Genomic DNA, 21,741 nt, shown 5'->3' on the forward strand with positions numbered 1-21,741 from the left:
CGGCAGGAGCCGACACACCATGACGAAACGCGTCGTCACTCTCGCTCATTATTACACCCAGCCGGAAATCCAGCAGATGGCCGACAAGGTGGGGGACAGCCTGGAGCTGTCCCTGTACGCCAAGGAAGCCCAGGCCGACATCATCGTGTTCGCCGGCGTGCGCTTCATGGCCGAGACCGCGAAGATCCTCAATCCGGAAGCCACGGTGATCCTGCCCGACGCCGGCTCCACCTGTTCCCTGGTGACCCAGACCGACGTCGCCGAGCTGACCCAGTGGCGCAAGCGCTACCCGGACCACGTGCACGTGTCCTACATCAACTCCAGCGCCGAACACAAGGCCGTGTCCGACTGGATCGTCACCAGCCGCAACGTCGACGACATCATCGCCCACCTGTACGCCGAGGGTAAGCAGGTGATCTTCTCGCCGGACCGCAATATGGGCGGCTACCTGAACGACCTGTACGGCTACGACATGCCGCTGTGGTCCGCCGTGTGCGAAGTGCACGACAAGTTCAACGAAGCCGCGCTGGCCGAGGCCTTCGAGGCGGTGCCCGGCGAAAAGTACCTGATCGCCCATCCGGAAAGCCCGCTGCCGGTGCTGAAGAAAGCCGATTACGTCGGTTCCACCTCCGGCATGCTGAACTGGGTGAAGGCCTACCAGGGCGACGCCAAGGCGGTGATCTTCGTCGCCACCGAGGACGGCATCCTGTACAACATGGGCCTGGCCCGTCCCGACCTGGACCTGCGCCAGGCGCCGATCTACGCCGGCTGCCAGTGCAACTCCTGTCCCTACATGAAGATGAACACCATAGAGGCGGTGAAGCGGGCGCAGCAGGGCGAGGGCCTGGTCATCGACTACCTGAGCCCGGAACAGATGGACGCCGCGCGCGTGCCCATCGAGCGGATGCTGGAATTCAGCAAACGCTACTACGCCTGACGCAGGCCGAAAAACCCGCCCTCCGCGGGTTTTTTTACGGTCCCCGCGCCCACGCCGCGCTATCCGCCGTCATGCCGGCGGCGCTACAATCGGGCGACATTCACGGAAAGACAGTATGAAGTTTCTGCTCAGCAACGACGACGGTTATTTCGCGCCTGGACTAGCCATGCTGGCCCAGACGCTGCAACGCTACGGCGAGGTGGTGGTGGTGGCGCCGGAACGCGACCGCAGCGGCGCCAGCAACTCTCTGACGCTGGATAGGCCGCTGACGGTGCGCAAGGCCGCCAACGGCTTTCATTATGTCAACGGCACGCCGACCGACTGCGTCCACCTCGCGGTCACCGGCTTCCTGGATTTCAGGCCGAACATGATCTTCACCGGCATCAACCATGGCCCGAACATGGGCGACGACACGCTGTACTCCGGCACCGTCGCCGCCGCCACCGAGGGCTTCATGCTGGGCATTCCCTCCGTCGCGGTCTCGCTGGCCGGCCACAGCGGCAAGCATTTCGCCAGCGCCGGCAAGGTGGTGGAGCAACTGGTCGAGCGCTGCCTGGAGGAGCCGTTCCAGCAGCCGGTCCTGCTCAACGTCAACGTGCCGGACGCGCCGCCGGAAGAAGTGGGCGCGCTCCAAGTCACCCGGCTGGGACGGCGCCACGCCGCCCAGCCGGTGATCAAATCTCAGAATCCGCGCGGCGAGACGATATACTGGGTAGGACCGGTCGGCGCGGTGCAGGATGCCGGCGCCGGCACCGACTTCGGCTGCGTCGCGTCCAAGCAGGTGTCCGTCACGCCGCTGATGCTGGATCTGACCGCCTACGGGCAACTGGACAGGATTTCCACATGGCTGCACCGCTGACCCCGAACGCCCAGGCCTACGGCATGCTTTCCGAGCGCACGCGCCGCCGCATGAGCGACCGCCTGCGCCAGCACGGCATCAGCGACGAGCGGGTGCTGTCGGCGATGCACGAGGTGCCGCGCCACCTGTTCGTCGACCAGGCGCTGGCCACCCGCGCCTATGACGACGTGTCGCTGCCCATCGGCCATGGCCAGACCATCTCCCAGCCGCTGACGGTGGCGAGGATGACCGAATTGCTGATCCAGGGCCGGCAACCCGGAAAGATCCTGGAGGTCGGCACCGGCTGCGGCTACCAGACGGCGGTGCTGCTGAAAACCGGCGCCGAAGTCTATTCGATTGAACGACTCGGCGCGATTCTTGACCAAGCAAGACGCAATCTGCGCGCCGCCAAGCTGGTCCACGCCCGGCTGGTGCACGGCGACGGCAACGCGGGCCTGCCCGAGGCCGCGCCGTTCGACGGCATCATCATCACCGCCGCCGCGCGCGCGGTGCCGGCGCCGCTGGTGGACCAGCTGGCCGAGGGCGGCCGGATGGTGCTGCCGCTTGGCGACGCCGAGCAACACCTGTGGCTGCTGGAAAAAACGGCGCAAGGCCTGCAGAAGACCCGGCTGGATCCGGTCAAGTTCGTTCCGCTGCTGGGCGGACGCGGCTGAGGCGGCAAAAACGCAACACTTCAGCTGTCAGACAATCAAGCAAAACTCTTATTCAACGTTTGAACAAAAAAAACATGCTAAAAATGCATTGCAGGTATGCACATATATTAGTCGCCGCGGCGGTAGCGGGTTTGGCCGGCTGCAGCAGCATGGTGCAACAGGCCGCGCCGGTGGAAAGCGCCGCGCCGGCGCGCGTCGCCCAGCCGGCGACCGCCAAGGCTGAAACGCCGCCCGCCTCGCATGACGCAACCGTGGCCGCCCCCTATCACGACCAGGGCAGTCTGAAAGTCCAGCCCGTGGCGGATGACGCGGCAGCGGAAAACGGCAACACTTACGTGGTGAAACCCGGCGACAACCTGTTCCGGATTTCGCTGAACCATGGGCTGAAATACAAGGACGTGGCGGCCTGGAACAATCTGCCCGACAACAACATCAAGGTCGGCCAGGTGCTGCGGCTGACGCCTCCGGGCGGCGCCGCCAACGCGGCGGCAGCCGCGACGGACAAGCCTGCGGCCGCGCCGATCGTGGCGGCGAACGAGGCAGGCAAGAATGTCGGCGGCTCCAGCGTCAAGGCTTATCCGAAGGCGCTGAAGCAACCGTACAGCAGTGAAGCGGTGAAGAACCTGCCGGCCCTGAGCGAGGGACGCGCAGCCGGCAACAACAACGCTCAAACATCCGCTCCCGCGGTCGTCCCGCCTCCGGCGAAGAAACCGGAAGCCAGCGCGGTCACGCAAGCCCCCGCGCCGGCCAAGGAAGCCAGCGCCCCCAGCGCCAAGCAGGAGGAAGACGCTGTGGCCTGGGCCTGGCCTACCGAAGGCAAAATGACCAAGGGGTATTCGGATAGCAACAAGGGCATCGAAATCAGCGGCCGGATGGGCCAGCCGGTGCTCGCGGCCGGAGACGGCAAGGTGGTGTACAGCGGCGCGGGACTGAGGGGTTACGGCAAGCTGATCATCATCAAACATAACAAGACCTTCCTGTCCGCATACGCGCACAACAGCCAACTGCTGGTCAAGGAAGGACAGACTGTCAAGAAAGGGCAGAAGATTGCCGAAATGGGCAATACCGATGCCGACCAAGTCAAGCTGCATTTCGAGATCCGCCGCTACGGCAAGCCGGTGGATCCGATGCAGTATCTTGAACACAAGTCCTGACCGGGCGTAGCCAGCTACTCCCGCCGGGACAAGACAGCGACGGGGGTAGAGAGATGAGTAACGAAATAGACATCCTGGACGAGGATGACATCCTCGACGAAGAAGGCGGCGAGGAAAACGCCGCCGAAGCCGAGGCAGAAGAAAGCAGCGAAAGCACCGCTGTATTCGAAGACGTGGTCGCCGACGTCACCCAGATTTATCTGAACGACATCGGCAACAACGCGCTGCTGACGCCGCAGGAGGAACTTGCGCTGGCCCGCCGCGTGGTGGCTGGCGAGTTCGAAGCCCGCCAGAAGATGATCGAGCACAATCTTCGGCTGGTGGTGAACATCGCCAAGCACTACATCAACCGCGGCCTCGCCCTGCTCGACCTGATCGAGGAAGGCAACATCGGCCTGATGCACGCGCTGGAGAAATTCGACCCGGAGCGCGGCTTCCGCTTCTCCACCTATGCCACCTGGTGGATACGCCAGAGCATAGAGCGGGCGATCATGAACCAGTCCCGCACCATCCGCTTGCCGGTGCACGTGATCAAGGAACTGAACGTCTATCTGCGCGCCTCGCGCCACCTGGAAAGCCAGATTGGCCGGGAACCCAGCGTGGAAGAGATCGCCCACCTGGTCGGCAAGCCGGTGGAGGACGTGCGCAAGGTGCTGAACCTGAACGAGCGCATGGCCTCGCTGGACGCGCCGCTGGACATCGACCCCATGCTGTCCATCGGGGAGTCGATTCCGGACGAGCAGCATGAGGAGCCGGAGCTGCAGCTCCACAACAGCCAGCTGGAAATGTTCGTCCACGACTGGCTGAGCCAGCTGAACGAAAAGCAAAGGCTGGTGATAGAGCGGCGCTACGGTCTCAACGGCTACGAGATCTGCACGCTGGAAGAGCTGGCCGCGTCGTTGAACCTGACCCGCGAGCGCGTCCGGCAGATCCAGATCGAAGGCCTGGAGCAGTTGCGCCGCATTCTGCGCCGCAAGGGCATCTCCCGCGACTTCCTGCTCTGATTCCGCATCGCCCAATCGGCCCGGCCCCGTAGCCGGGCCTTGTCATTTCCAGCGCCGCGCCCGTTTCCGCCAGCGCCTTTCGCGCGCAGCGTCCGCTTCGATTCCCCGATAGCGCAATTCGATATACTCGTCGACCAATGCCTTGAGGCGGCGGAAATCGTCGCGCGGCAGCCCCCTCGCCGCCTTCAGCCGCTCCAGCGGCCCTTGCGCACGCGACACCCGCACCCCCTTCTGCTCCAGCCGCCGGCGCAACGCCTCCCAGCCTGCCGGCAAGGGCCCGACGACCGGCCGCCGGCGCCACCACGACAACAGCGGCAGGAAGGCCAGCGCCATGCCGGCAGCCAAGGCGCGCAGCACGCTGGCGGCATCGACCCGTTCGCCCAGCCCCAGCAGCCGGAACAAACCTCGCTGGCGGTCCGCGTCGTAACCTACCACCCATTGCTGCCAGGCGAAGCCGGCCGCCTGCCAGCGCTGGCGGATCCCCCTCAGCCACGCCGGAGGCAAGCCCGCCACGCTCCCTTCCAGCCGCAATGGCGGCAAGGCCTGCTCGGCGCCCTGCTCCAGCCTGCCCGGCGCCACCGCGGCGGTCGGGTCCACGCGCTGCCAGCCGCCATCCAGCCAGACCTCGACCCAGGCATGCGCATCCGACGAGCGCAGCAGCCAGAATCGTCCCACCTGGTTGTACTCTCCTCCCTGGTAGCCGATCACCACCCGGGCCGGCACGCCCGCTGCCCTGGCCAGAAAGGCGAAGGACGACGCGTAATGCTCGCAGAAGCCCTGGCGGGTGCCGAACAGGAACTGGTCCACCGCCTCCTCGCCCAGCAAGGGCGGCTGCAGGGTGTAGCGAAAGCCGCCCTGCCGCAGGAAATCCTGCGCCGCGCGTACGAATCCGCGGCCATTCCCCCCATTTGCAGCCAATTGGACGGCCAGCGCCCGGCTTCGTGAATTGCCGGGCGGAAGCCGCAGGTAGAACGCGCGCCGCGATGGACTCAAGGCCATCCGGCTGCCCCCGCCGAGCCGGCTCTCCAGCGCATAACGGGCCAGCTCGTCGCCGCGCCTGTCCTGGCGCAGCAATCCGCCATCTTCCAGATGGCTGTCCCGTCCAGCGCGCAGCGCCTGCTCCAAGACCGGCAGCCGCCCGTCATCGGCGCGCAGCGTCAGGCTGTAACGGACGACCGGCCCCTGCGCCGGCTCGATGCGCTCTCCCCGCTGGCCTCCCAGCGCCTGCCAGCGCCGGCCGTCGAAATCGTCGAGCAGCGCCACTCTCCAGTACAGTTGATCCTGCCTAGGGGCAGCGCCATCGAACGTCACGGAAAAAGCCGGCTCCCGGCTCAGGATCAGCCGGCTGATGCTCCCCGGCTCCATGTCGTCGCCCAGGCCGCTGGCGGCTGTCTTCGGCGGCGTCGACAGGCTCCACAGCGGCTGCGGCAGGCGCGGCATCGCCACGAACAACGCCAGCATCAAGGGCAACGACAGCAGCAAAGCCTGAGCGGCATGCCGCCAGCCGCCGCGCGGCGGCGCGCCGGCCAGCCTCGCCGCAGCCCAGGTCAGCAACAGCAGCGCCAGCGCCAGCCAGCCGGCCATCAGTGGAGACTGGTCGAACAGCAGCGGCATCGCCGCCAGGAAAAACCCCAGCGCCACCAACACGCGCCAGTCGCGCAGGGTTCGGGTTTCGAAAGCCTTGAAGGCGATCAGCGCCGTCAACAGGGCGACGCCGCCCTCTCGCCCCACCAGCGTGCCCAGATTCAGCCATAGCGCCCCGGCCGCCAACGGCAACGCCGGCAGCAACAGCCAGCGCGGCGGCAAAACCGGCCGCCAGCCGCGCAAAAGCAGCGCCAGCGCGCAACTGGCCGGCAGCCATGGCGGCAGATGCCAAGCCAGCGGCAGCATTGCCCACAGCAGCGCCAGCAGCGTCGGCCAGCGGCCTTCGTCCCGCGCATCCATCGCCGTCACGGCGCGCTCCCGAACAGCGCCAGCGCGCCGAGCGCCCGTTCGCGCTGCCCGGGCTGCGGACCGATCTCGCCATCCGGCAGGCACAGCCGGTAGCGCAGGCGCCGGCGCTCGCACTGCTCCACCCGCCAGGCCAGCCGCGACAAGCGCCGCTCTGGATCGGATTCGCCGATGTAATCGTCCCAGCCCAGGCGCAGCAGCGGCGCGCCGGCCTCGGCGGAAAAGCGCTTGCTGGCCAACAGGTCGCGCCGCGCCATCACCTTCCAGGCGATCTGCCGCGGCGCATCGCCGTAACGGTAGGCATCCAGATGGGAAAAATCCTCGTCGCCGGCGCGCTCGCCGCCCCCTCTCCCCGTTTCCGTGTCATGCCGTCCCCTTGCCGCGTCGGGCAGCGGCGCCGGATAGGCCAGCACCCGCGCGCGCAGCTTCAGCACGGCCCAGGCGCGCACCAGGCCGAACGGCGCATCGCTGTCGACAACGCAGGCCGGCAGCGGCGTCCAGCCGCGCCTGGCGGCGACCACTGCCAACGCCACCCGGCCGTCGCTCATGGCATCCAACTCGCACGCGCGCGGCTCGCCGCCGTCGACGGCGACGCGCAAGCGCCTGGCGGCCGGCATCCGGTTCTCGAGCAACAGGGAAAACACCGCCGTCTCGCCGGCGAATACCGCAGGACCGCCGTCGGCGCTCAGCCTCAACCCGGCCAGCTGCCGATAGGCCATCAGCACCGCCACCAGCAACAGGCCGGCGATCCAGAACGCCAGCGCGTAAGCCAGGCTGACCTGATAATTGAGCGCGCCCAGCCAGACCGCCAGCGCCACCGCCATCAGCAGCAAGCCGAAACGGGTGGGAAGCAGGTAGATGCGGCGCTGCGACAGCTCGCAACGGTCCTCCAGCGGCAGGCGTGCCCGCCACCAGCGCCGCAGGCGCTCACGGAATGGCGACATGGGCGAGCAGCCTGTCCAGTTCCCGCTCGACCGGCGCGCCGGACGCCGATTGCAGCCGGTGGGCGGCCACCGGCGCGAAAATCGCCTTCACGTCCTCGGGCAGCAGGTGGTCGCGCCCCGACAACAACGCCCAGCCCCGCGCGGCGGCCACCAGCGCCTGCCCGGCGCGTGGGCTCAGGCCGGTGGCGAACAGGCCAGGCCTGCGCGTCGCCTCCAGCAGCGCCAGCAGGTAATCGGCCAGCGCCGGCGACACCGTCACCGCTGCGGCCTTGCGCTGCAGCGCCAACAGCTCGTCCGGCGCCATCACTGCCTGGAAGCGCGCCAGCAGCGCGCGGCGGTCCTCGCCCATCAGCAGCGCGCGCTCGGCCTCGCGCGGCGGATAGCCCAACGAGATCCGCATCAGGAAGCGGTCCAGCTGGGATTCGGGCAAGGGGAAGGTGCCCATCTGTTCGCCCGGATTCTGGGTGGCGATCACGAAAAACGGCGCCGGCAACGGATGGGTGTCGCCGTCTATCGACACCTGGCGCTCCTCCATCGCCTCCAGCAGCGCCGATTGCACCTTGGGCGAAGCGCGGTTGATTTCGTCCGCCAGCAGCACCTGGGTGAACACTGGCCCCCTGTGCAGCTCGAAGCGGCCGCTGTCGCGCTGGTAGATGCTGACGCCGAGGATGTCGGCGGGAAGCAGGTCGCTGGTGAACTGCACCCGGCGGTAATCCAGGCCAAGCACGGTAGCCAGCCCGTGCGCCAGCGTGGTCTTGCCTACGCCGGGCACATCCTCGATCAGCAGATGGCCGCGGGCGATCAGGCAGGCGAAGGACAGCCGGATCGCCTGCGGTTTGCCCAGAATCAAGGTGTTCAGTTGCCGGTAGGCCTGGGAGAGTGATTGCATTTGCCTCCGCTTGCGCGCAGTATTTATTAAAATCACATATCGCCATCCCATTGTAAGCGCGCAGGGAGCCTTCGTGTTCACTTGGCTGAAAAACCGCCTGCAGCGGAACGGACTGACCGCCTACGTCACCCATCCCGACTGCCTGCAACACAATATGGGGGTGGGCCACCCCGAGTGCCCGGAACGATTGACCGCCATCCGCGACCAGCTGATGGCTTCCCAGATATTCGATTCTCTGCAGGAAATCGAGGCGCCCGAAGTCAGCTACGAACAGCTGGCCCGGGTGCACCCGCCCCGCTACGTCGAATACCTGGAGGCCTGCGCGCCCAGCGTGGGCACCTTCCGCATGGACCCGGACACCGCGATGTCGCCCGGCACGCTGAAAGCCGCGCGCCGCGCCGCCGGCGCGGTAGTGAAGGCGGTGGAGCTGGTGGCCGAGGACAAGGCCCCCAACGCCTTCTGCGCGATCCGCCCGCCCGGCCACCACGCCGAGAGCGACAAGGCGATGGGCTTCTGCTTCTTCAACAACCTCGCCGTCGGCGTCACCCACGCGCTGGCCCACTACAAGTTCGAACGGGTGGCGGTGGTGGACTTCGACGTCCACCACGGCAACGGCACCGAGGAAATCCTGCACGACGATCCTCGGGTGCTGATGGTGTCCGTCTTCCAGCACCCGTTCTACCCGTACAGCGGCGACGAGCCGATGGGGCCCAACATGCACAATGTGCCGCTGAAGGCAGGCAGCGGCGGGCGGGAATTCCGCGAGGCGGTGGAGAATGTCTGGCTGCCGCAACTGCACGAATTCCAGCCGCAGATGCTGTTCATCTCCGCCGGCTTCGACGCCCACCGCGAGGACGACATGGGCTCGCTGGGTCTTACCGAGTCCGACTACGAGTGGGTGACCCGCCACTTGGTGCAGATCGCCGACCAATATTGCGCCGGCCGGGTGGTGTCGGTGCTGGAGGGCGGCTACGACCTGTCGGCGCTGGGCCGCAGCGTCGCCGCCCACATCCGCGTGCTGTCCGACGGCTGACCTAACGACTAGGAATCGATATGAAAAACTGGCTGCAAAACAACCGCGGCTTTCTCGTCTTTTTGCTGCTGTTCGGCTTGTTCCGCACCGCGGTGGCGGACTGGAACCCGATCCCCTCCGGTTCGATGCGCCCGACGCTGCTGGAGGGCGACGTGGTGCTGGTCAACCGGCTGGCCTACGATCTGAAGCTGCCGCTGACCAACGTCGTCCTGCAGCAAACCGGCGAGCCGCAACGCGGCGACATCGTCACCTTCTACTCGCCCAAGGACGGCAAGCATCTGATCAAGCGGCTGGTGGCGGTGCCGGGCGACACGGTGGAAATGCGCAGGGAGAGGCTGATCATCAATGGCCGCGCCGCCGATTACCAAGCTTTGCAGCAGGTGACGGAAACCGTGTCCGACCATGTCGCGCTGCCGGCGCTGCGCCTGCGGGAAAGCGGCGCGCTGCCGGCCCACCGGGTGCAATGGCTGGCCGGCGTAGACGCCCGCAGCGATTTCGGCCCGCTCAGCATTCCGGCCGGACAGTACATGATGCTAGGCGACAACCGCGACAACAGCGCGGACTCGCGCTACATCGGCCTGGTGCCGCGCGAGCTGCTGATCGGCCGCGCCGTCGGCGTGATCGCCTCGGCCGACATCGCCGGCGGCTGGATGCCGCGCTGGGAGCGCTTCGCCAGCGGCTTTCACTAAAAGAGACACGCCAAGCAAGCAAAAAGCCGCCCCACGGGGCGGCTTTTCATGTTCGGGGCTGCGCGTCAGCCGGCATCGCCCTTGTTGCCTATCTTGTCTTCCTGGCCGGTCATCAGCTTGATCAGGTTGGATTTGTGGCGATGGACCACCACGATGGCGATGATGATGCAGGTGCCGAAATACACGCTGTGCGGCCCCAGGATGAAAAAGGCGTAAACCGGCGCCAGCACGCAGGCGACGATGGCGGACAGCGACGATATCTTCACCACGAAGGCCATGAACAGCCAGGTGGCCAGCGCAGCCAGCGCCAGCCAGGGATTGATGCCGAACAGGATGCCGACCGCGGTGGCGACGCCCTTGCCGCCCTTGAAGCCGAAGAACACCGGCCACATGTGGCCAAACAGCACCGCCAGCGCGCACAGCGCGATGCCCTGCTCGCCCAAGCCGTAGCGCGGTCCCAGCCAGGAGGCCAGCGCCACCGCCACCCAGCCCTTGGCGCCGTCGCCCAGCAGCGTCAGCGCGGCGGCTAGCTTCTTGCCGGTGCGCAGCACATTGGTGGCGCCAGGGTTGCCGGAGCCATAGCTGCGCGGGTCGGCCATGCCCATCGCCTTGCTGACGATGACGGCGAAAGACAGCGATCCGATCAAATAAGCCGCCAGGACAAAAGCGAATGCGGTCGTGGTCATGGTGGAGCGGTATCCGTTGCATTAGAATAGACAGCTTCGGATTTTACGGTATCGGGCGGCAAAGCCCAACCACCTGACGGACAGATGGACATCATATTCCTGCGCGAAGTGCGCGCCGACACCGTGATCGGCGTGTACGACTGGGAGCGCAAAGCCGCCCAGACCATAGAAATCGATCTGGAGATCGGCATTCCCAGCGACACGCCCTGCCATAGCGACGACATCGGCGACACCATACACTACGGCGTAGTGGTGGAGCGCTTGCGCCAGTCGCTGGAGGAGCAGCACTTCCTGCTGCTGGAGGCGCTGGCCGAGCATATCGCGCAAATGGTGCGGGAGGAGTTCGGCGCGCCCTGGGTGAGAGTGGCGGTCACCAAGCTGGGCATCCTGCCCGGCGTGAAGCGCGTGGGCGTGCAGATAGAGCGCGGGCACAGGCCGAACTGAAGCCGATTTCTAATCGGTATTGAATTTCAGCCTCAGACCGACATCCTTGCGATGCATGCGCACCGACAGGTGGGTGCGCTTGCCCATATCCAGCGACGGCGTCAGCTTGAGGCTCTGGCTGCCGGGTTCGCGTTCCAATCTCAAGGGCCCCAGTTGCAAGCCCTGCTCGGACAACGCCGGCTGCTTCACCTCCGGATCGCGCGGCGACGCACACATCATCGCCTGCGGCAAACACCCCGCCAAGGCGGAATCTCCACCCCATCCAATGGCGAGCAGCAGCAGCAGGCGGCCCATGTCCAGACTCCGAGCATAGATACTTTAATCATGGACAAAGCAAGGCTGATTGCAAGCATCTATTTACAAGAGTCTCCATCATTTCCTGATCAATAGGATGGGCATGCCGATACGCCATCGCGTCAACGATTACGCATGAAATCCGCGGTGTTGTGGAACGCCTCCAGAAGCTTGTCCTTCAGCCAGTCCTCCACCACCAGTTCGCTTACGGCCCGACGCATGCAGAACATCCACTGGTCGCGCGCGTCCTCGTCGACCGCGAACGGCATGTGGCGCATCCGCAGCCGGGGATGGCCGAACGCCTCCATATACAGCGACGGCCCGCCCAGCCAGCCGGACAAGAACATGAACAGCTTCTGTCTCGAACCGGCGAGATCCGCCGGATGCATGTCGCGCAGCGGCTTCACCGAAGGCTCGCTGTCCATGATGTCGTAGAACCGGTCCGTCAGCCAACGCACCACGCCTTCGCCGCCCAGCAACTGGTATGGCGTCATTTCCTGCACTTCGCTCATTCAAACTCCAGACGCCGGCGCGAAACGCGCCGGTCAAAACCGCAAATCAAGCATTCCGCCGCCTCAGCGCCCTCAGAACGCGAAATCCAGCTGCGGCATCCTGCCGCTGATGATTTCCGCCAACGCGCGCCCCGAACCGGCACCCTCGGTCCAGCCCAGCGTGCCATGCCCTGTATTCAGATACAAGCGGCCGACGCGGCTTTTTCCTATCAAGGGCACATTGCCCGGCGTAGCCGGCCGCAGGCCGCTCCAGAAACGCGCGGCCTCCCAATCGCAGGCGGCGGGAAACAAGGCCCTGGCTCGCCGCAGCAAGGCTTCGCAACGCCTCGGATCGAGGCTGGACGAGTAACCAGACAGTTCGGCCGTGCCTGCGATGCGCAATTCGTCCCCCAGCCGGCTGAACACCAGTTTGTGGGATTCGTCGGTCAGGCTGACCATGGGAGCCGCGATCAGGCTCTTCACCGGCGCCGTCGCCGAATAGCCCTTGGCCGGGTAAATCGGCAGGCGCAGGCCCAGCGGCGCGGCCAACAGCGGCGAATGGCTGCCCAGCGCCAATACGTAGGCGTCCGCCGTCACGCGCTGGTAGCTGCCGTCCGGCCCGGTGACCGACACCCCGGACACTTCGCCTCTCGCGGCTTCCAGCGCATTGATCCGCGTACTGTAGCGGAACTCCACGCCCAAACCGGCGGCGGCTTCCGCCAGCCCGCGGGTGAACAGGTGGACATCGCCGGACTCGTCGTCCGGGCACCAGCTGGCACCGCTGAGCATGGGCAAGGCCGGCTCCAGCGCCGGCTCCAGCGCCAGCGCCTGCATCGGGGTGAGCACCCGCTTGTCCACGCCCAGCGCCTGCAACCGCGCAGCCGAACGCCTGGCATGGCGCAACTGGCAGGCATCGTAATGCAGGCTGAGAATGCCGCGCGACAGACGGCGGTAGGAAATGCCGGTCTCCTCGCGCAGCTGGCGCATCGCATCGCGGCTATACAGGCCCAGCGCCACCATCTGACGCGTATTGCGCTGATGGCGGCCCGGCAGGCATTCGGCAAGAAAGCCGGCGATCCAGCGCCATTGCGCCGGGTCCAGCCGCGGCCGGAACAGCAGCGGCGCGTCGTCGCGCCACAGCCAGCGCAGCACCTGCCAGGGTGCGCCGGGATTGGCCCAGGGCTCGGACTGGCTGACCGACAGCTGGCCGCCATTGGCGAAGCTGGTTTCCCGCGCGGCGCCGCAAGCGCGCTCCAGCACCACCACCTCATGCCCCATCCTGGCCAGGAACCAGGCAGTGGACACGCCCACCACGCCGGCCCCGAGAACCGCCACTCGCATACCATCCCCCACACGAAAGACAACGGGCAAGACTCGCTTGCCCGTTAGAGGTGGAATGGTAATGGCAATCGCGCGGCGCGGCGACTGTTTTGTCTGACAAATGCCTACTTTTTCGCGTGCTCGTACACGGTCTTGCCGCGCAGATGGAAGTAATCCGACGCGAAATAGAAGTTTTCCGAGTGGCCGACGAACAGCAACCCATCCGGCTTCAGCAGCGGCGCGAAACGCTTCAGCACAGCGAACTGCGTGTCGCGATCGAAATAGATCATCACATTGCGGCAAAAGATGGCGTCGAACTGCTTGCGCACGCTCCAGTTGCTTTCGACCAGGTTCAGCCGCTGGAAAGTGATCATGTTGCGCAGCGCCTGCTTGGCCTGGTAGCTGCCGTCCGGCTGCTTGTCGAAGTATTTGACCGCGTGGCCTGCCGGCAGGCGGGCGATCTTGTCCGCCGGATAGATGCCCTTGCGGCCGGTTTCCAGCACGCTGGTATCGAGGTCGGTGGCCAGCACGCTGACATTGGGCTTGGAGACGCCGGGAAACGCTTCCAGCGCGGTGATCGCCAGCGAATACGGCTCTTCTCCGGTGGAGGCCGCCGCGCACCAGATGGACAGTTCCCCGCCCGCCGCCGCCTTTTTCTTCAGGTGCTCGGCCAGGATGGGGAAATGATGCTCTTCGCGGAAGAAGAAGGTCAGGTTGGTGGTCAGCGCGTTGACGAACTGCTCGAACTCGCGCTTGCCGCCTATCGACTCCAGGAAGTCGACGTAGGCGGCGAAGCCGGGCAGCTTCAGCTCGCGGATGCGGCGCACCAGGCGGCCGTAAACCATATCCTTCTTGGATGGATTCAGGGAAATCCCCGCCTCCTTGTAGATCAGCTTGCGGATGCGCTCGAAGTCGGCATCCGTGAAAGAGAACTCGCGATTGAATTCGATCTTGGGCAATACCACCGGCGGCAGCTTGTTCATGTCCTGGATTCCACAGCAAAAAGGCCCGGGGCAAGGGCCCGGGCCTGGTTCTTACCTGGGTTCAGTATCACACCGAGAACGAAGAACCACAACCGCAAGTGGTGGTGGCGTTCGGGTTGCGGATCACGAACTGGGAGCCTTCCAGGCTTTCCTGGTAGTCGATCTCGGCGCCGACCAGGTATTGGTAGCTCATCGGATCGACCAGGAAGGTGACGCCCTGGCGCTCGATAGCGGTATCGTCCTCGTTGGCGATTTCATCGAACGTGAAACCGTACTGGAAGCCGGAACAGCCGCCGCCGGTGACGAACACGCGCAGTTTCAGGTCGGGATTGCCCTCTTCCGCGATCAGATCCTGCACCTTGGCGCAAGCGCTCTCGGTGAAGTTGATCGGGCTCGGCATTTCGGTAGCAGCTTCTGTCATGTGTAACCTCGCAATTCAATCAGGCCGGTCGCGGCCATTCACCCACTATTTTAGTCGGATATCGGGGCGGATGGCGAGCCTTCAAGCCCCTTATGCCTTGACTGCGGAGCGGGAATGGCGCAACGCCCCTTCGGAGCGCACGCCCTGCGCGGCTCAAGGCAGCAGCGGCACCACATCCAGACCCTCGTTTTCCGGCAGACCGAACATCAGATTCAGGTTCTGCACCGCCTGGCCCGCCGCGCCTTTGACCAGGTTGTCGATCACCGACAATACCACCACCGTGTCGCCGCCCTGCGGCCTGTGGACGGCGATGCGGCACAGATTGGCGCCGCGCACCGAGCGCGTCTCGGGATGGCTGCCGGCCGGCAGCACATCGACAAACGACTCATCGGCGTAACGGCTCTCGAACAGCCGCTGCAGATCGACGTCCTTGGTCAGCCTGGCGTACAGCGTGGCGTGGATGCCGCGTATCATCGGCGTCAGATGCGGCACGAAGGTCAGACCCACCGGCTTGCCGCTGGCGCGGGCCAGACCCTGGCGGATTTCAGGCAGGTGGCGATGGCCGGCCACGCCATAAGCCTTGAAGGAATCGCCGGCCTCGGCCAGCAGGGCGCCGATCTCGCCCTTGCGCCCGGCGCCGGACACGCCGGACTTGCAGTCGGCGATCAGGCTGGCCGTATCGATGACGCCGGCTTCGATCAAGGGCAGGAAGCCCAGTTGCACCGCGGTGGGATAGCAGCCGGGATTGGCCACCAGGCGGGCGCTGCGGATCGCCTCGCGGTTCACCTCGGGCAGACCGTAGACGGCGTCGGCCACCAGGTGCGGCGAGGCATGCTGCATGCCGTACCACTTCTCCCACTCGAACACGTCCTTGATGCGGAAATCGGCCGCCAGGTCGATCACCCGCACGCCGGCGTCCAGCAGCGCGGCGGCATCCTGCATGGCGATGCCGTTGGGCGTGGCGAAGAACACCACGTCGCACTCGGCCAGACGCGCCTCGTCCGGCGTGGTGAAGGCGAGATCGATGCGGCCGCGCAGGCTGGGAAACATCTCGTCGACGCGAATGCCCGCATCCTTGCGCGAGGTCACCGCCGTCACGCACGCCTGCGGGTGCTTGGCCAGCAAACGCAGCAACTCAACACCGGTGTAGCCGGTGCCCCCAACGATCCCAACTTTGACCATGGCTAGCCTTTATGTAAAAAAATGTCGCAAAGACGACATTTTAGGCAGGCCGGGCTGTAGCGGCAAGCATACAAATGGAAAAAACCGCCGGGCAAAGCCAGGCGGTTTTTTCTGCGGCAGAATCCTTGCGATTAACGCTTGGAGAACTGCTTGGCGCGGCGTGCTTTACGCAGGCCGACCTTCTTACGCTCAACTTCGCGAGCGTCGCGGGTCACGTAACCAGCTGCGGACAGAGCGGACTTCAGAGCAGCGTCGAAGTCGATCAGCGCGCGGGTGATGCCGTGACGGATCGCGCCGGCCTGGCCGGTTTCACCGCCGCCAACCACGTTCACCTTGATGTCGAAGGATTCGAGGTTTTCGGTCAGGGCCAGCGGCTGGCGGATAACCATGCGACCGGTTTCGCGGGCGAAATACTCGTCAACCGGCTTGCCGTTAACGATGATTTGGCCGGAACCCTTCTGCATGAACACGCGAGCGACGGAGCTCTTGCGACGGCCGGTGCCGTAGTAGTATTTACCGTTCATTGTTAAGCCTTAAAATCAGATTTCCAGCACTTTGGGCTGTTGGGCGGCGTGCGGGTGCTCGGAGCCGGAGTACACCTTGAGCTTCTTGATCATGGCGTAGCCCAGCGGACCCTTCGGCAGCATGCCTTTCACGGCCTTTTCCAGAACGCGTTCCGGGAACTGGTTTTGCAGTTCGGTGAAGGTGCGCTCGTAGATACCGCCCGGGTAACCGGAGTGACGGTAGTACTTCTTGTCTTGAGCCTTGGTACCGGTCACGCGCAGCTTCTCGACGTTCACCACGACGATGAAATCGCCGGTATCGACGTGCGGAGTGAATTCCGGCTTGTGTTTGCCACGCAGGCGGCGGGCGATTTCGGCAGCCAGGCGACCCAGCACCTTATCGGCAGCGTCGACCACGTACCATTCGCGCTTTACCTCATGCGCCTTGGCAGAAAAGGTCTTCATGGAACTCTTCCATCGTAATTCTTGAAAGTTACGGATTCTAGTGCAGTGGCCGCCCTGCTGTCAAACCCTTGTGCGACAACAGATTTCCACACGGCGGCAAACGGGGGGATTCGGGCCGGAACGGCCGCAAAAAAAAAAAGCGCAACGCTCATGCGTGTTGCGCCAAGTTCCACCTAAAGAAGGAGGATGGAGGAGACAACACCAGGAACGCCACAGTGCGTAACGCCCTGATGCAATACCGATTATCGGTATCCCATCGGGATTAGGCAAGCATTTTTTGTGCACTGCACGATAAACGATGTGCGCGCATGCCACACCCGGTTCCGCAATGCGGAAACGGACGCCGAAAGGCGTCCACTTATCCAGCTTTTTCAGTGACTTACAGCTTGATCGCAGCGTCCAGCGCCACTTCCATCATGTCGCGGAACGAAGTCTGGCGCTCCTCGGCGCTGGTGGCCTCGCCGGTCGGGATGATGTCGGACACGGTCAGGATGCCGACCGCGCGCGCGCCGTACTGGGCGGCCACGCTGTAGATGCCCGCCAGCTCCATCTCGATCACGTTGACCTGCAGCTTGGAGAGCACGTCCAGCATGTTCGGCTGCACGCCGTAGAACAGGTCGGCGGAGAACACATTGCCCACGGTCACCTTCTTGCCCTGCTCGGCGGCGGTGTCCACCACGGTGCGCAGCAGCGTGTAATCGGCGATGGCGGCGTAGTCGTGGTCGTTGAAGCGCATGCGGTTCACCTTGCTGTCGGTGGACGCGCCCATGGCGACGAACAGCTCGCGCAGCTTGATGTCCGGCGTCACCGCGCCGCAGGAGCCAATGCGGATGATGTTCTTGACGCCGTAGTCCTTGATCAGCTCGGTGGTGTAGATGCTGGCCGACGGGATGCCCATGCCGTGCGCCATCACCGACAGGCGCTTGCCCTTGTAGGTGCCGGTGTAACCGAACACGTTGCGCACGTTGGTCACCAGCTCGGCGCCCTCCAGGAAGGTCTCGGCGATCAGCTGAGCGCGCAGCGGGTCGCCCGGCATCAGTACGGTTTCGGCGAAGGCGCCGTCTTTGGCGTTGATATGCGGGGTTGCCATTCAAGGTCTCCTCTAAATGATTCTGCTCCCGCTGCGCTTGCGCAAGCGGGGAAAAACGACGCCGGGCCGCGCGCGGCGGCCCGGGGTGGCGGCCTCAGTCCAGGAAGGACGTGCCGTAGTCCATCCTGGGCAGGCCCAGGTGGGCGGCCACGCTCTGGCCGATGTCGGCGAAGGTGGCGCGCTCGCCTATCGGGCCGGCCTTGACCTGCTTGCCGTAGCACAGCACCGGGATGTGCTCGCGGGTGTGGTCGGTGCCCGGCCAGGTCGGATCGCAGCCATGGTCGGCCGACAGGATCAGGATGTCGTCGTCGCCCAGCGCCGCCATCACCTCGGGCAGGCGCGCGTCGAACTCCTCCAGCGCCGCGGCGTAGCCGGCGGTGTTGCGGCGGTGGCCGTAGCTGGAGTCGAAATCGACGAAGTTGGCCATGATGATGGCCGGCTTGTCCCGATGCTGGTCCATCGCGGTCAGCGTGGCGTCCCACAGCTGGTCGAAGCCGGTGGCCTTGTGCTTGTGGGTGATGCCGACGTGGGCGTAGATGTCGGCGATCTTGCCGATCGACACCACGTCGCCGCCGGCGTCGGCCAGCTTCTTCAGCACCGTGGCCGCCGGCGGCTCCACCGCCAGGTCCTTGCGGTTTCCGGTGCGGGCGAACTTGCCCTTGCCTTCGCCGACGAAGGGCCGGGCGATCACGCGGCCGATGTTGTACGGCTCCAGCAGCTCGCGGGTGATCTTGCACAGCTCGTACAGCCGCTCGAGGCCGTAGGTCTCTTCGTGGCAGGCGATCTGGAACACCGAATCGGCCGAGGTGTAGAAGATCGGCTTGCCGGTCTTCATGTGCTCCTCGCCCAGCCGGTCCAGTATCTCGGTGCCGGAGGCGTGGCAGTTGCCCAGATAGCCTGGCAGTCCGGCCTTGTCGACAATGGCGTCCAGCAGTTGCTGCGGGAAGCTGTTGTCGTGGTCCGAGAAATAGCCCCAGTCGAACAGCACCGGCACGCCGGCGATTTCCCAATGGCCGGACGGCGTGTCCTTGCCGCTGGAAATCTCGCGGGCGTAGCCGTAGGCGGCTGCCGGCGCGGCCGGATCCATCCCTTCCGGGAAGTAGCCGGACGACAGCTGGCAAGCATGGCCCAGGCCCATCCGGGATAGATTGGGCAGCTTCAGCGGACCGCTGCGGCCGATGTCGGCGCGGCCGGCGGCCGCCTCCATCGCGATGTGGCCCAAAGTGTTGCTGCCGGCGTCGCCGAACTTCGGCGCGTCAGCCGCCGCGCCTATGCCCAGCGAGTCCAGTATCAGAATGATTGCGCGTTTCATGATGCCTCCCCGGCCTTATTCTCCGCGGATGATCTGGTAGACCAGCGGCAGCTCGGACGGCGCGGCTTCGTCGATGCGGATGGCGGCCTTGACGCGGCGCGCCGCGTCTTCGAAGCTCGCCTCGTCGGCGGCGTGGATCATCATCAGCGGGGTGTCCTTGCCGATATTCTGGCCCAGTTCCACGAACTGCGACAGTCCTACGCGGAAGTCCAGCACGTCGGTGGCCAGGCGGCGTCCGCCGCCCAGCGCGCACACCGCCATGCCGATGCCGCGGGTGTCCATCGCGCCGACATAGCCGGCGCGGTCGGCGTACACCGGGCGCATGATGGGCGCCGGCGCCAGGTGGCGGTCGTAATGTTCCATGAAGTCGGCCGGACCGCCCAGCGCGGTCACCATGCGGCCGAAGATCTCGGCGGCGCGGCCGGAATCCAGCGCGGCCTGCAGCTTGGCGCGGGCATCGGCCTCGTCGGCGGCCAGCTTGCCGCCGATCAGCATCTGCGCACACAGCGCCATGGTCACCTCGTGCAGGCGCGGGTTGCGCTGGTCGCCCTTCAGGTAGCGCACCGCTTCGCGGGTTTCGATGCTGTTGCCGGCGGTGGAGGCCAGCGGCTGGCTCATCTCGGTGATCAGCGCGGTGGTGGCCACGCCGGCGCCGTTGCCCACCTTGACGATGCGCTCGGCCAGTTCGATGGACTTCTGCATGGTCGGCATGAAGGCGCCGCTGCCGGCCTTCACGTCCATCACCAGCACGTCCAGGCCGGCAGCCAGCTTCTTGGACAGGATGGACGCGGTGATCAGCGCGATCGACTCCACGGTGGCGGTGACGTCGCGGGTGGCGTAGAAGCGGCGGTCGGCCGGCGCCAGGTCGGAGGTCTGGCCGATGATGGCCACGCCCACATCCTTCACCACCTTGCGGAACAGTTCCGGCTCCGGGAACGGGTTGTAGCCGGGCACCGCGGACAGCTTGTCCAGCGTGCCGCCGGTATGGCCCAGGCCGCGGCCGGAAATCATCGGCACGAAGCCGCCGCAGGCGGCGACCATGGGCCCGAGCATCAGCGACACCACGTCGCCGACGCCGCCGGTGGAGTGCTTGTCGACGATGGGGCCCGGCAGGTTCAGGTCCTTCCAGTGCATGCGGCGGCCGGAGTCGCGCATGGCCAGCGCCAGGTGCACGTTCTCTTCCAGCTCCATGCCGTTGAAGTAGATGGCCATCGCCAGCGCGGCGATCTGGCTGTCGGCGACGCTGTTGTCGGTGATGCCGGCGACGAACTGCTGAATCTCCTGTTGCGACAGCGTCAAGTTGTCGCGTTTCTTGCGGATGATTTCCTGCGGCAAAAACATGGCATTCTCCCTGCCTGATACCCATCGCGCTGCAGAATGAAACGGCAATGGGCGGTGCGGCCGGGAAATCGCCCGGCCAGAGTTGCGGTAACCCCGCGAATTCTTGAATGGATCAGTAGCCGCTGCTCGGCTTGGCGACGCCGCCGGCGATCTCGATCTGCAGATTGGCCAGCAGGCTGGACGCGCCGAAGCGGAAGTGGCGGGCGCTCACCCAATCTTCGCCCAGCAGGCGCGCGGCCAGGGCCAGGTATTCGGCCGCCTCGGTGGCGCTCTTGACGCCGCCGGCGGCCTTGAAGCCGCACTGGCCGCCCTGCTCCTTGATCACGGCCAGCATGGTCTCGGCCGCGGGCAAGGTGGCGTTGACCGGCACCTTGCCGGTGGAAGTCTTGATGAAGTCGGCCCCGGCGCGGATGGAAATCTCGCTGGCTTCGCGGATCAGCGCCGCGTCCTTCAGTTCGCCGCTCTCGATGATCACTTTCAAGAGCTTGCCGCCGCAGGCTTCCTTGCAGGCCTTGACCAGCTCGAAGCCGATGTCGCGGTTGCCGGCCATCAGCGCGCGGTACGGGAACACCACGTCCACTTCGTCGGCGCCGTAGGCGATGGCGGCGCGGGTTTCGGCCACCGCGATGGAGACGTCGTCATTGCCGTGCGGGAAGTTGGTGACGGTGGCCACCTGCACCTCCGGACAACCCGCTTCGCGCAGCGTCTTCTTGGCGATGGGCACGAAGCGGGGAAACACGCATACCGCCGCCACGGTGCCGTCCGGGCTCTTGGCCTTGCGGCACAGCGCGGCCACCTTCTCGTCGGTATCGTCGTCGTTGAGGGTGGTCAGGTCCATCAGGGACAGCGCGCGGCGCGCGGCTTCAATCAGTGCAGACATGTCTATCTCTCTCGTATGCGTCCAAAAGGCGCAAACCGCATGACAGCGGTTTGACCAGGGCAATGCCCACGATTATGAAAATTTCTTCACGTGAAAGCAAATCGCGAATCAACGCCGCTTGCTTAAACGCAAACCGCCCGGCGCCGGCCGGGCTCGCCCGCCAAAAGCGGAACCGGCTGAAACGCCCGATCCACGGGCATTCCAGCCGGTTCATGGT

Annotated in this window: 25 protein-coding genes; 8 read left to right on the forward strand and 17 right to left on the reverse strand. The window is 65.5% G+C overall.

Going from position 1 to position 21,741, the window contains the following annotated elements; translation table 11 throughout:
• The first annotated feature begins 19 nt into the window (after nt 1-19).
• From nadA to rpoS, 5 genes are all read left to right on the forward strand, one after another.
• Nucleotides 20-937, forward strand: a complete 918-nt coding sequence (gene nadA, locus CV_RS18200; protein ID WP_011137225.1) for a quinolinate synthase NadA — start codon at nt 20-22, stop codon at nt 935-937.
• A gap of 115 nt (nt 938-1,052) precedes the next feature.
• Nucleotides 1,053-1,796 carry a 5'/3'-nucleotidase SurE gene (surE, locus tag CV_RS18205; RefSeq protein WP_011137226.1) on the forward strand — a complete coding sequence of 248 codons (744 nt, stop codon included), beginning with the start codon at nt 1,053-1,055 and terminating at the stop codon, nt 1,794-1,796.
• Nucleotides 1,781-2,449, forward strand: coding sequence for a protein-L-isoaspartate(D-aspartate) O-methyltransferase (locus tag CV_RS18210; protein ID WP_011137227.1), 669 nt, complete (start codon nt 1,781-1,783; stop codon nt 2,447-2,449). The genes surE and CV_RS18210 overlap by 16 nt, the downstream gene beginning before the upstream one ends.
• A gap of 74 nt (nt 2,450-2,523) precedes the next feature.
• Nucleotides 2,524-3,603: a peptidoglycan DD-metalloendopeptidase family protein gene (locus CV_RS18215; RefSeq protein WP_052278920.1), complete on the forward strand. Its 1,080-nt coding sequence runs from the start codon at nt 2,524-2,526 to the stop codon at nt 3,601-3,603.
• 53 nt (nt 3,604-3,656) lie between these two features.
• Entirely contained in the window at nt 3,657-4,607 is a 951-nt protein-coding gene (rpoS, locus tag CV_RS18220) for an RNA polymerase sigma factor RpoS (protein ID WP_011137229.1), read from the forward strand.
• Between the two features lie 42 nt (nt 4,608-4,649).
• Here the strand turns inward: rpoS and CV_RS18225 are convergent, their stop codons facing one another.
• Genes CV_RS18225 through CV_RS18235 form a run of 3 tightly spaced genes read right to left on the reverse strand, consistent with a single transcriptional unit; the run spans nt 4,650 to nt 8,390 of the window.
• On the reverse strand, nt 4,650-6,551 hold the full coding sequence (locus tag CV_RS18225; protein WP_011137230.1) for a transglutaminaseTgpA domain-containing protein: 1,902 nt from the start codon (nt 6,549-6,551) through the stop codon (nt 4,650-4,652).
• Between the two features lie 5 nt (nt 6,552-6,556).
• A complete protein-coding gene (locus CV_RS18230; protein ID WP_011137231.1) occupies nt 6,557-7,501 on the reverse strand; it encodes a DUF58 domain-containing protein in 945 nt (314 codons plus the stop codon).
• Nucleotides 7,485-8,390, reverse strand: a complete 906-nt coding sequence (locus CV_RS18235; RefSeq protein WP_011137232.1) for an AAA family ATPase — start codon at nt 8,388-8,390, stop codon at nt 7,485-7,487. The genes CV_RS18230 and CV_RS18235 overlap by 17 nt, the downstream gene beginning before the upstream one ends.
• A 73-nt stretch (nt 8,391-8,463) precedes the next feature.
• On the opposite strand from CV_RS18235, the gene CV_RS18240 reads away from it, so the two are divergent.
• Together CV_RS18240 and lepB are read left to right on the forward strand one after the other, a co-directional pair.
• On the forward strand, nt 8,464-9,423 hold the full coding sequence (locus CV_RS18240) for a histone deacetylase family protein (RefSeq protein WP_011137233.1): 960 nt from the start codon (nt 8,464-8,466) through the stop codon (nt 9,421-9,423).
• A 20-nt stretch (nt 9,424-9,443) separates the two neighbouring features.
• Nucleotides 9,444-10,112, forward strand: a complete 669-nt coding sequence (gene lepB, locus CV_RS18245) for a signal peptidase I (protein WP_011137234.1) — start codon at nt 9,444-9,446, stop codon at nt 10,110-10,112.
• A 65-nt stretch (nt 10,113-10,177) separates the two neighbouring features.
• On the opposite strand, the gene plsY is transcribed toward lepB, so the two are convergent.
• Complete coding sequence (gene plsY / locus CV_RS18250; protein ID WP_043596681.1) at nt 10,178-10,798, reverse strand: glycerol-3-phosphate 1-O-acyltransferase PlsY; 621 nt, start codon at nt 10,796-10,798, stop codon at nt 10,178-10,180.
• Nucleotides 10,799-10,882: 84 nt separating this feature from the next.
• On the opposite strand from plsY, the gene CV_RS18255 reads away from it, so the two are divergent.
• Nucleotides 10,883-11,242 (forward strand): dihydroneopterin aldolase, encoded by a 360-nt coding sequence (locus CV_RS18255; protein ID WP_011137236.1) that lies wholly within the window; start codon nt 10,883-10,885, stop codon nt 11,240-11,242.
• Between the two features lie 9 nt (nt 11,243-11,251).
• On the opposite strand, the gene CV_RS18260 is transcribed toward CV_RS18255, so the two are convergent.
• From CV_RS18260 to CV_RS23665, 13 genes are all read right to left on the reverse strand, one after another.
• The gene (locus tag CV_RS18260) at nt 11,252-11,536 is read right to left on the reverse strand and encodes a hypothetical protein (protein WP_011137237.1); all 285 of its coding nucleotides are present in this window, start codon (nt 11,534-11,536) and stop codon (nt 11,252-11,254) included.
• A gap of 122 nt (nt 11,537-11,658) precedes the next feature.
• Nucleotides 11,659-12,048 carry a group II truncated hemoglobin gene (locus tag CV_RS18265; protein ID WP_011137238.1) on the reverse strand — a complete coding sequence of 130 codons (390 nt, stop codon included), beginning with the start codon at nt 12,046-12,048 and terminating at the stop codon, nt 11,659-11,661.
• A 72-nt stretch (nt 12,049-12,120) separates the two neighbouring features.
• On the reverse strand, nt 12,121-13,368 hold the full coding sequence (locus CV_RS18270) for a D-amino acid dehydrogenase (RefSeq protein ID WP_011137239.1): 1,248 nt from the start codon (nt 13,366-13,368) through the stop codon (nt 12,121-12,123).
• A gap of 104 nt (nt 13,369-13,472) precedes the next feature.
• Entirely contained in the window at nt 13,473-14,330 is an 858-nt protein-coding gene (locus CV_RS18275) for a CheR family methyltransferase (protein WP_011137240.1), read from the reverse strand.
• Between the two features lie 67 nt (nt 14,331-14,397).
• Nucleotides 14,398-14,730: an iron-sulfur cluster insertion protein ErpA gene (gene erpA, locus CV_RS18280; protein WP_370448048.1), complete on the reverse strand. Its 333-nt coding sequence runs from the start codon at nt 14,728-14,730 to the stop codon at nt 14,398-14,400.
• Nucleotides 14,731-14,904: 174 nt separating this feature from the next.
• Nucleotides 14,905-15,933: an N-acetyl-gamma-glutamyl-phosphate reductase gene (gene argC, locus CV_RS18285; RefSeq protein ID WP_011137242.1), complete on the reverse strand. Its 1,029-nt coding sequence runs from the start codon at nt 15,931-15,933 to the stop codon at nt 14,905-14,907.
• Between the two features lie 131 nt (nt 15,934-16,064).
• Nucleotides 16,065-16,457, reverse strand: coding sequence for a 30S ribosomal protein S9 (gene rpsI / locus CV_RS18290; RefSeq protein WP_011137243.1), 393 nt, complete (start codon nt 16,455-16,457; stop codon nt 16,065-16,067).
• 15 nt (nt 16,458-16,472) lie between these two features.
• Nucleotides 16,473-16,901, reverse strand: coding sequence for a 50S ribosomal protein L13 (rplM, locus tag CV_RS18295; RefSeq protein ID WP_011137244.1), 429 nt, complete (start codon nt 16,899-16,901; stop codon nt 16,473-16,475).
• A 379-nt stretch (nt 16,902-17,280) separates the two neighbouring features.
• Nucleotides 17,281-17,991: a purine-nucleoside phosphorylase gene (deoD, locus tag CV_RS18300; protein WP_011137245.1), complete on the reverse strand. Its 711-nt coding sequence runs from the start codon at nt 17,989-17,991 to the stop codon at nt 17,281-17,283.
• A gap of 94 nt (nt 17,992-18,085) precedes the next feature.
• A complete protein-coding gene (locus tag CV_RS18305) occupies nt 18,086-19,303 on the reverse strand; it encodes a phosphopentomutase (protein WP_011137246.1) in 1,218 nt (405 codons plus the stop codon).
• 15 nt (nt 19,304-19,318) lie between these two features.
• Nucleotides 19,319-20,644 carry a thymidine phosphorylase gene (gene deoA / locus CV_RS18310; protein ID WP_011137247.1) on the reverse strand — a complete coding sequence of 442 codons (1,326 nt, stop codon included), beginning with the start codon at nt 20,642-20,644 and terminating at the stop codon, nt 19,319-19,321.
• 112 nt (nt 20,645-20,756) lie between these two features.
• The gene (deoC, locus tag CV_RS18315; RefSeq protein WP_011137248.1) at nt 20,757-21,524 is read right to left on the reverse strand and encodes a deoxyribose-phosphate aldolase; all 768 of its coding nucleotides are present in this window, start codon (nt 21,522-21,524) and stop codon (nt 20,757-20,759) included.
• Entirely contained in the window at nt 21,508-21,738 is a 231-nt protein-coding gene (locus tag CV_RS23665) for a hypothetical protein (RefSeq protein WP_147296197.1), read from the reverse strand. Before CV_RS23665 ends, deoC begins: the two co-directional genes overlap by 17 nt.
• Nucleotides 21,739-21,741: the final 3 nt, after the last annotated feature.

This window comes from Chromobacterium violaceum ATCC 12472, assembly GCF_000007705.1.
Lineage (GTDB): Bacteria > Pseudomonadota > Gammaproteobacteria > Burkholderiales > Chromobacteriaceae > Chromobacterium > Chromobacterium violaceum.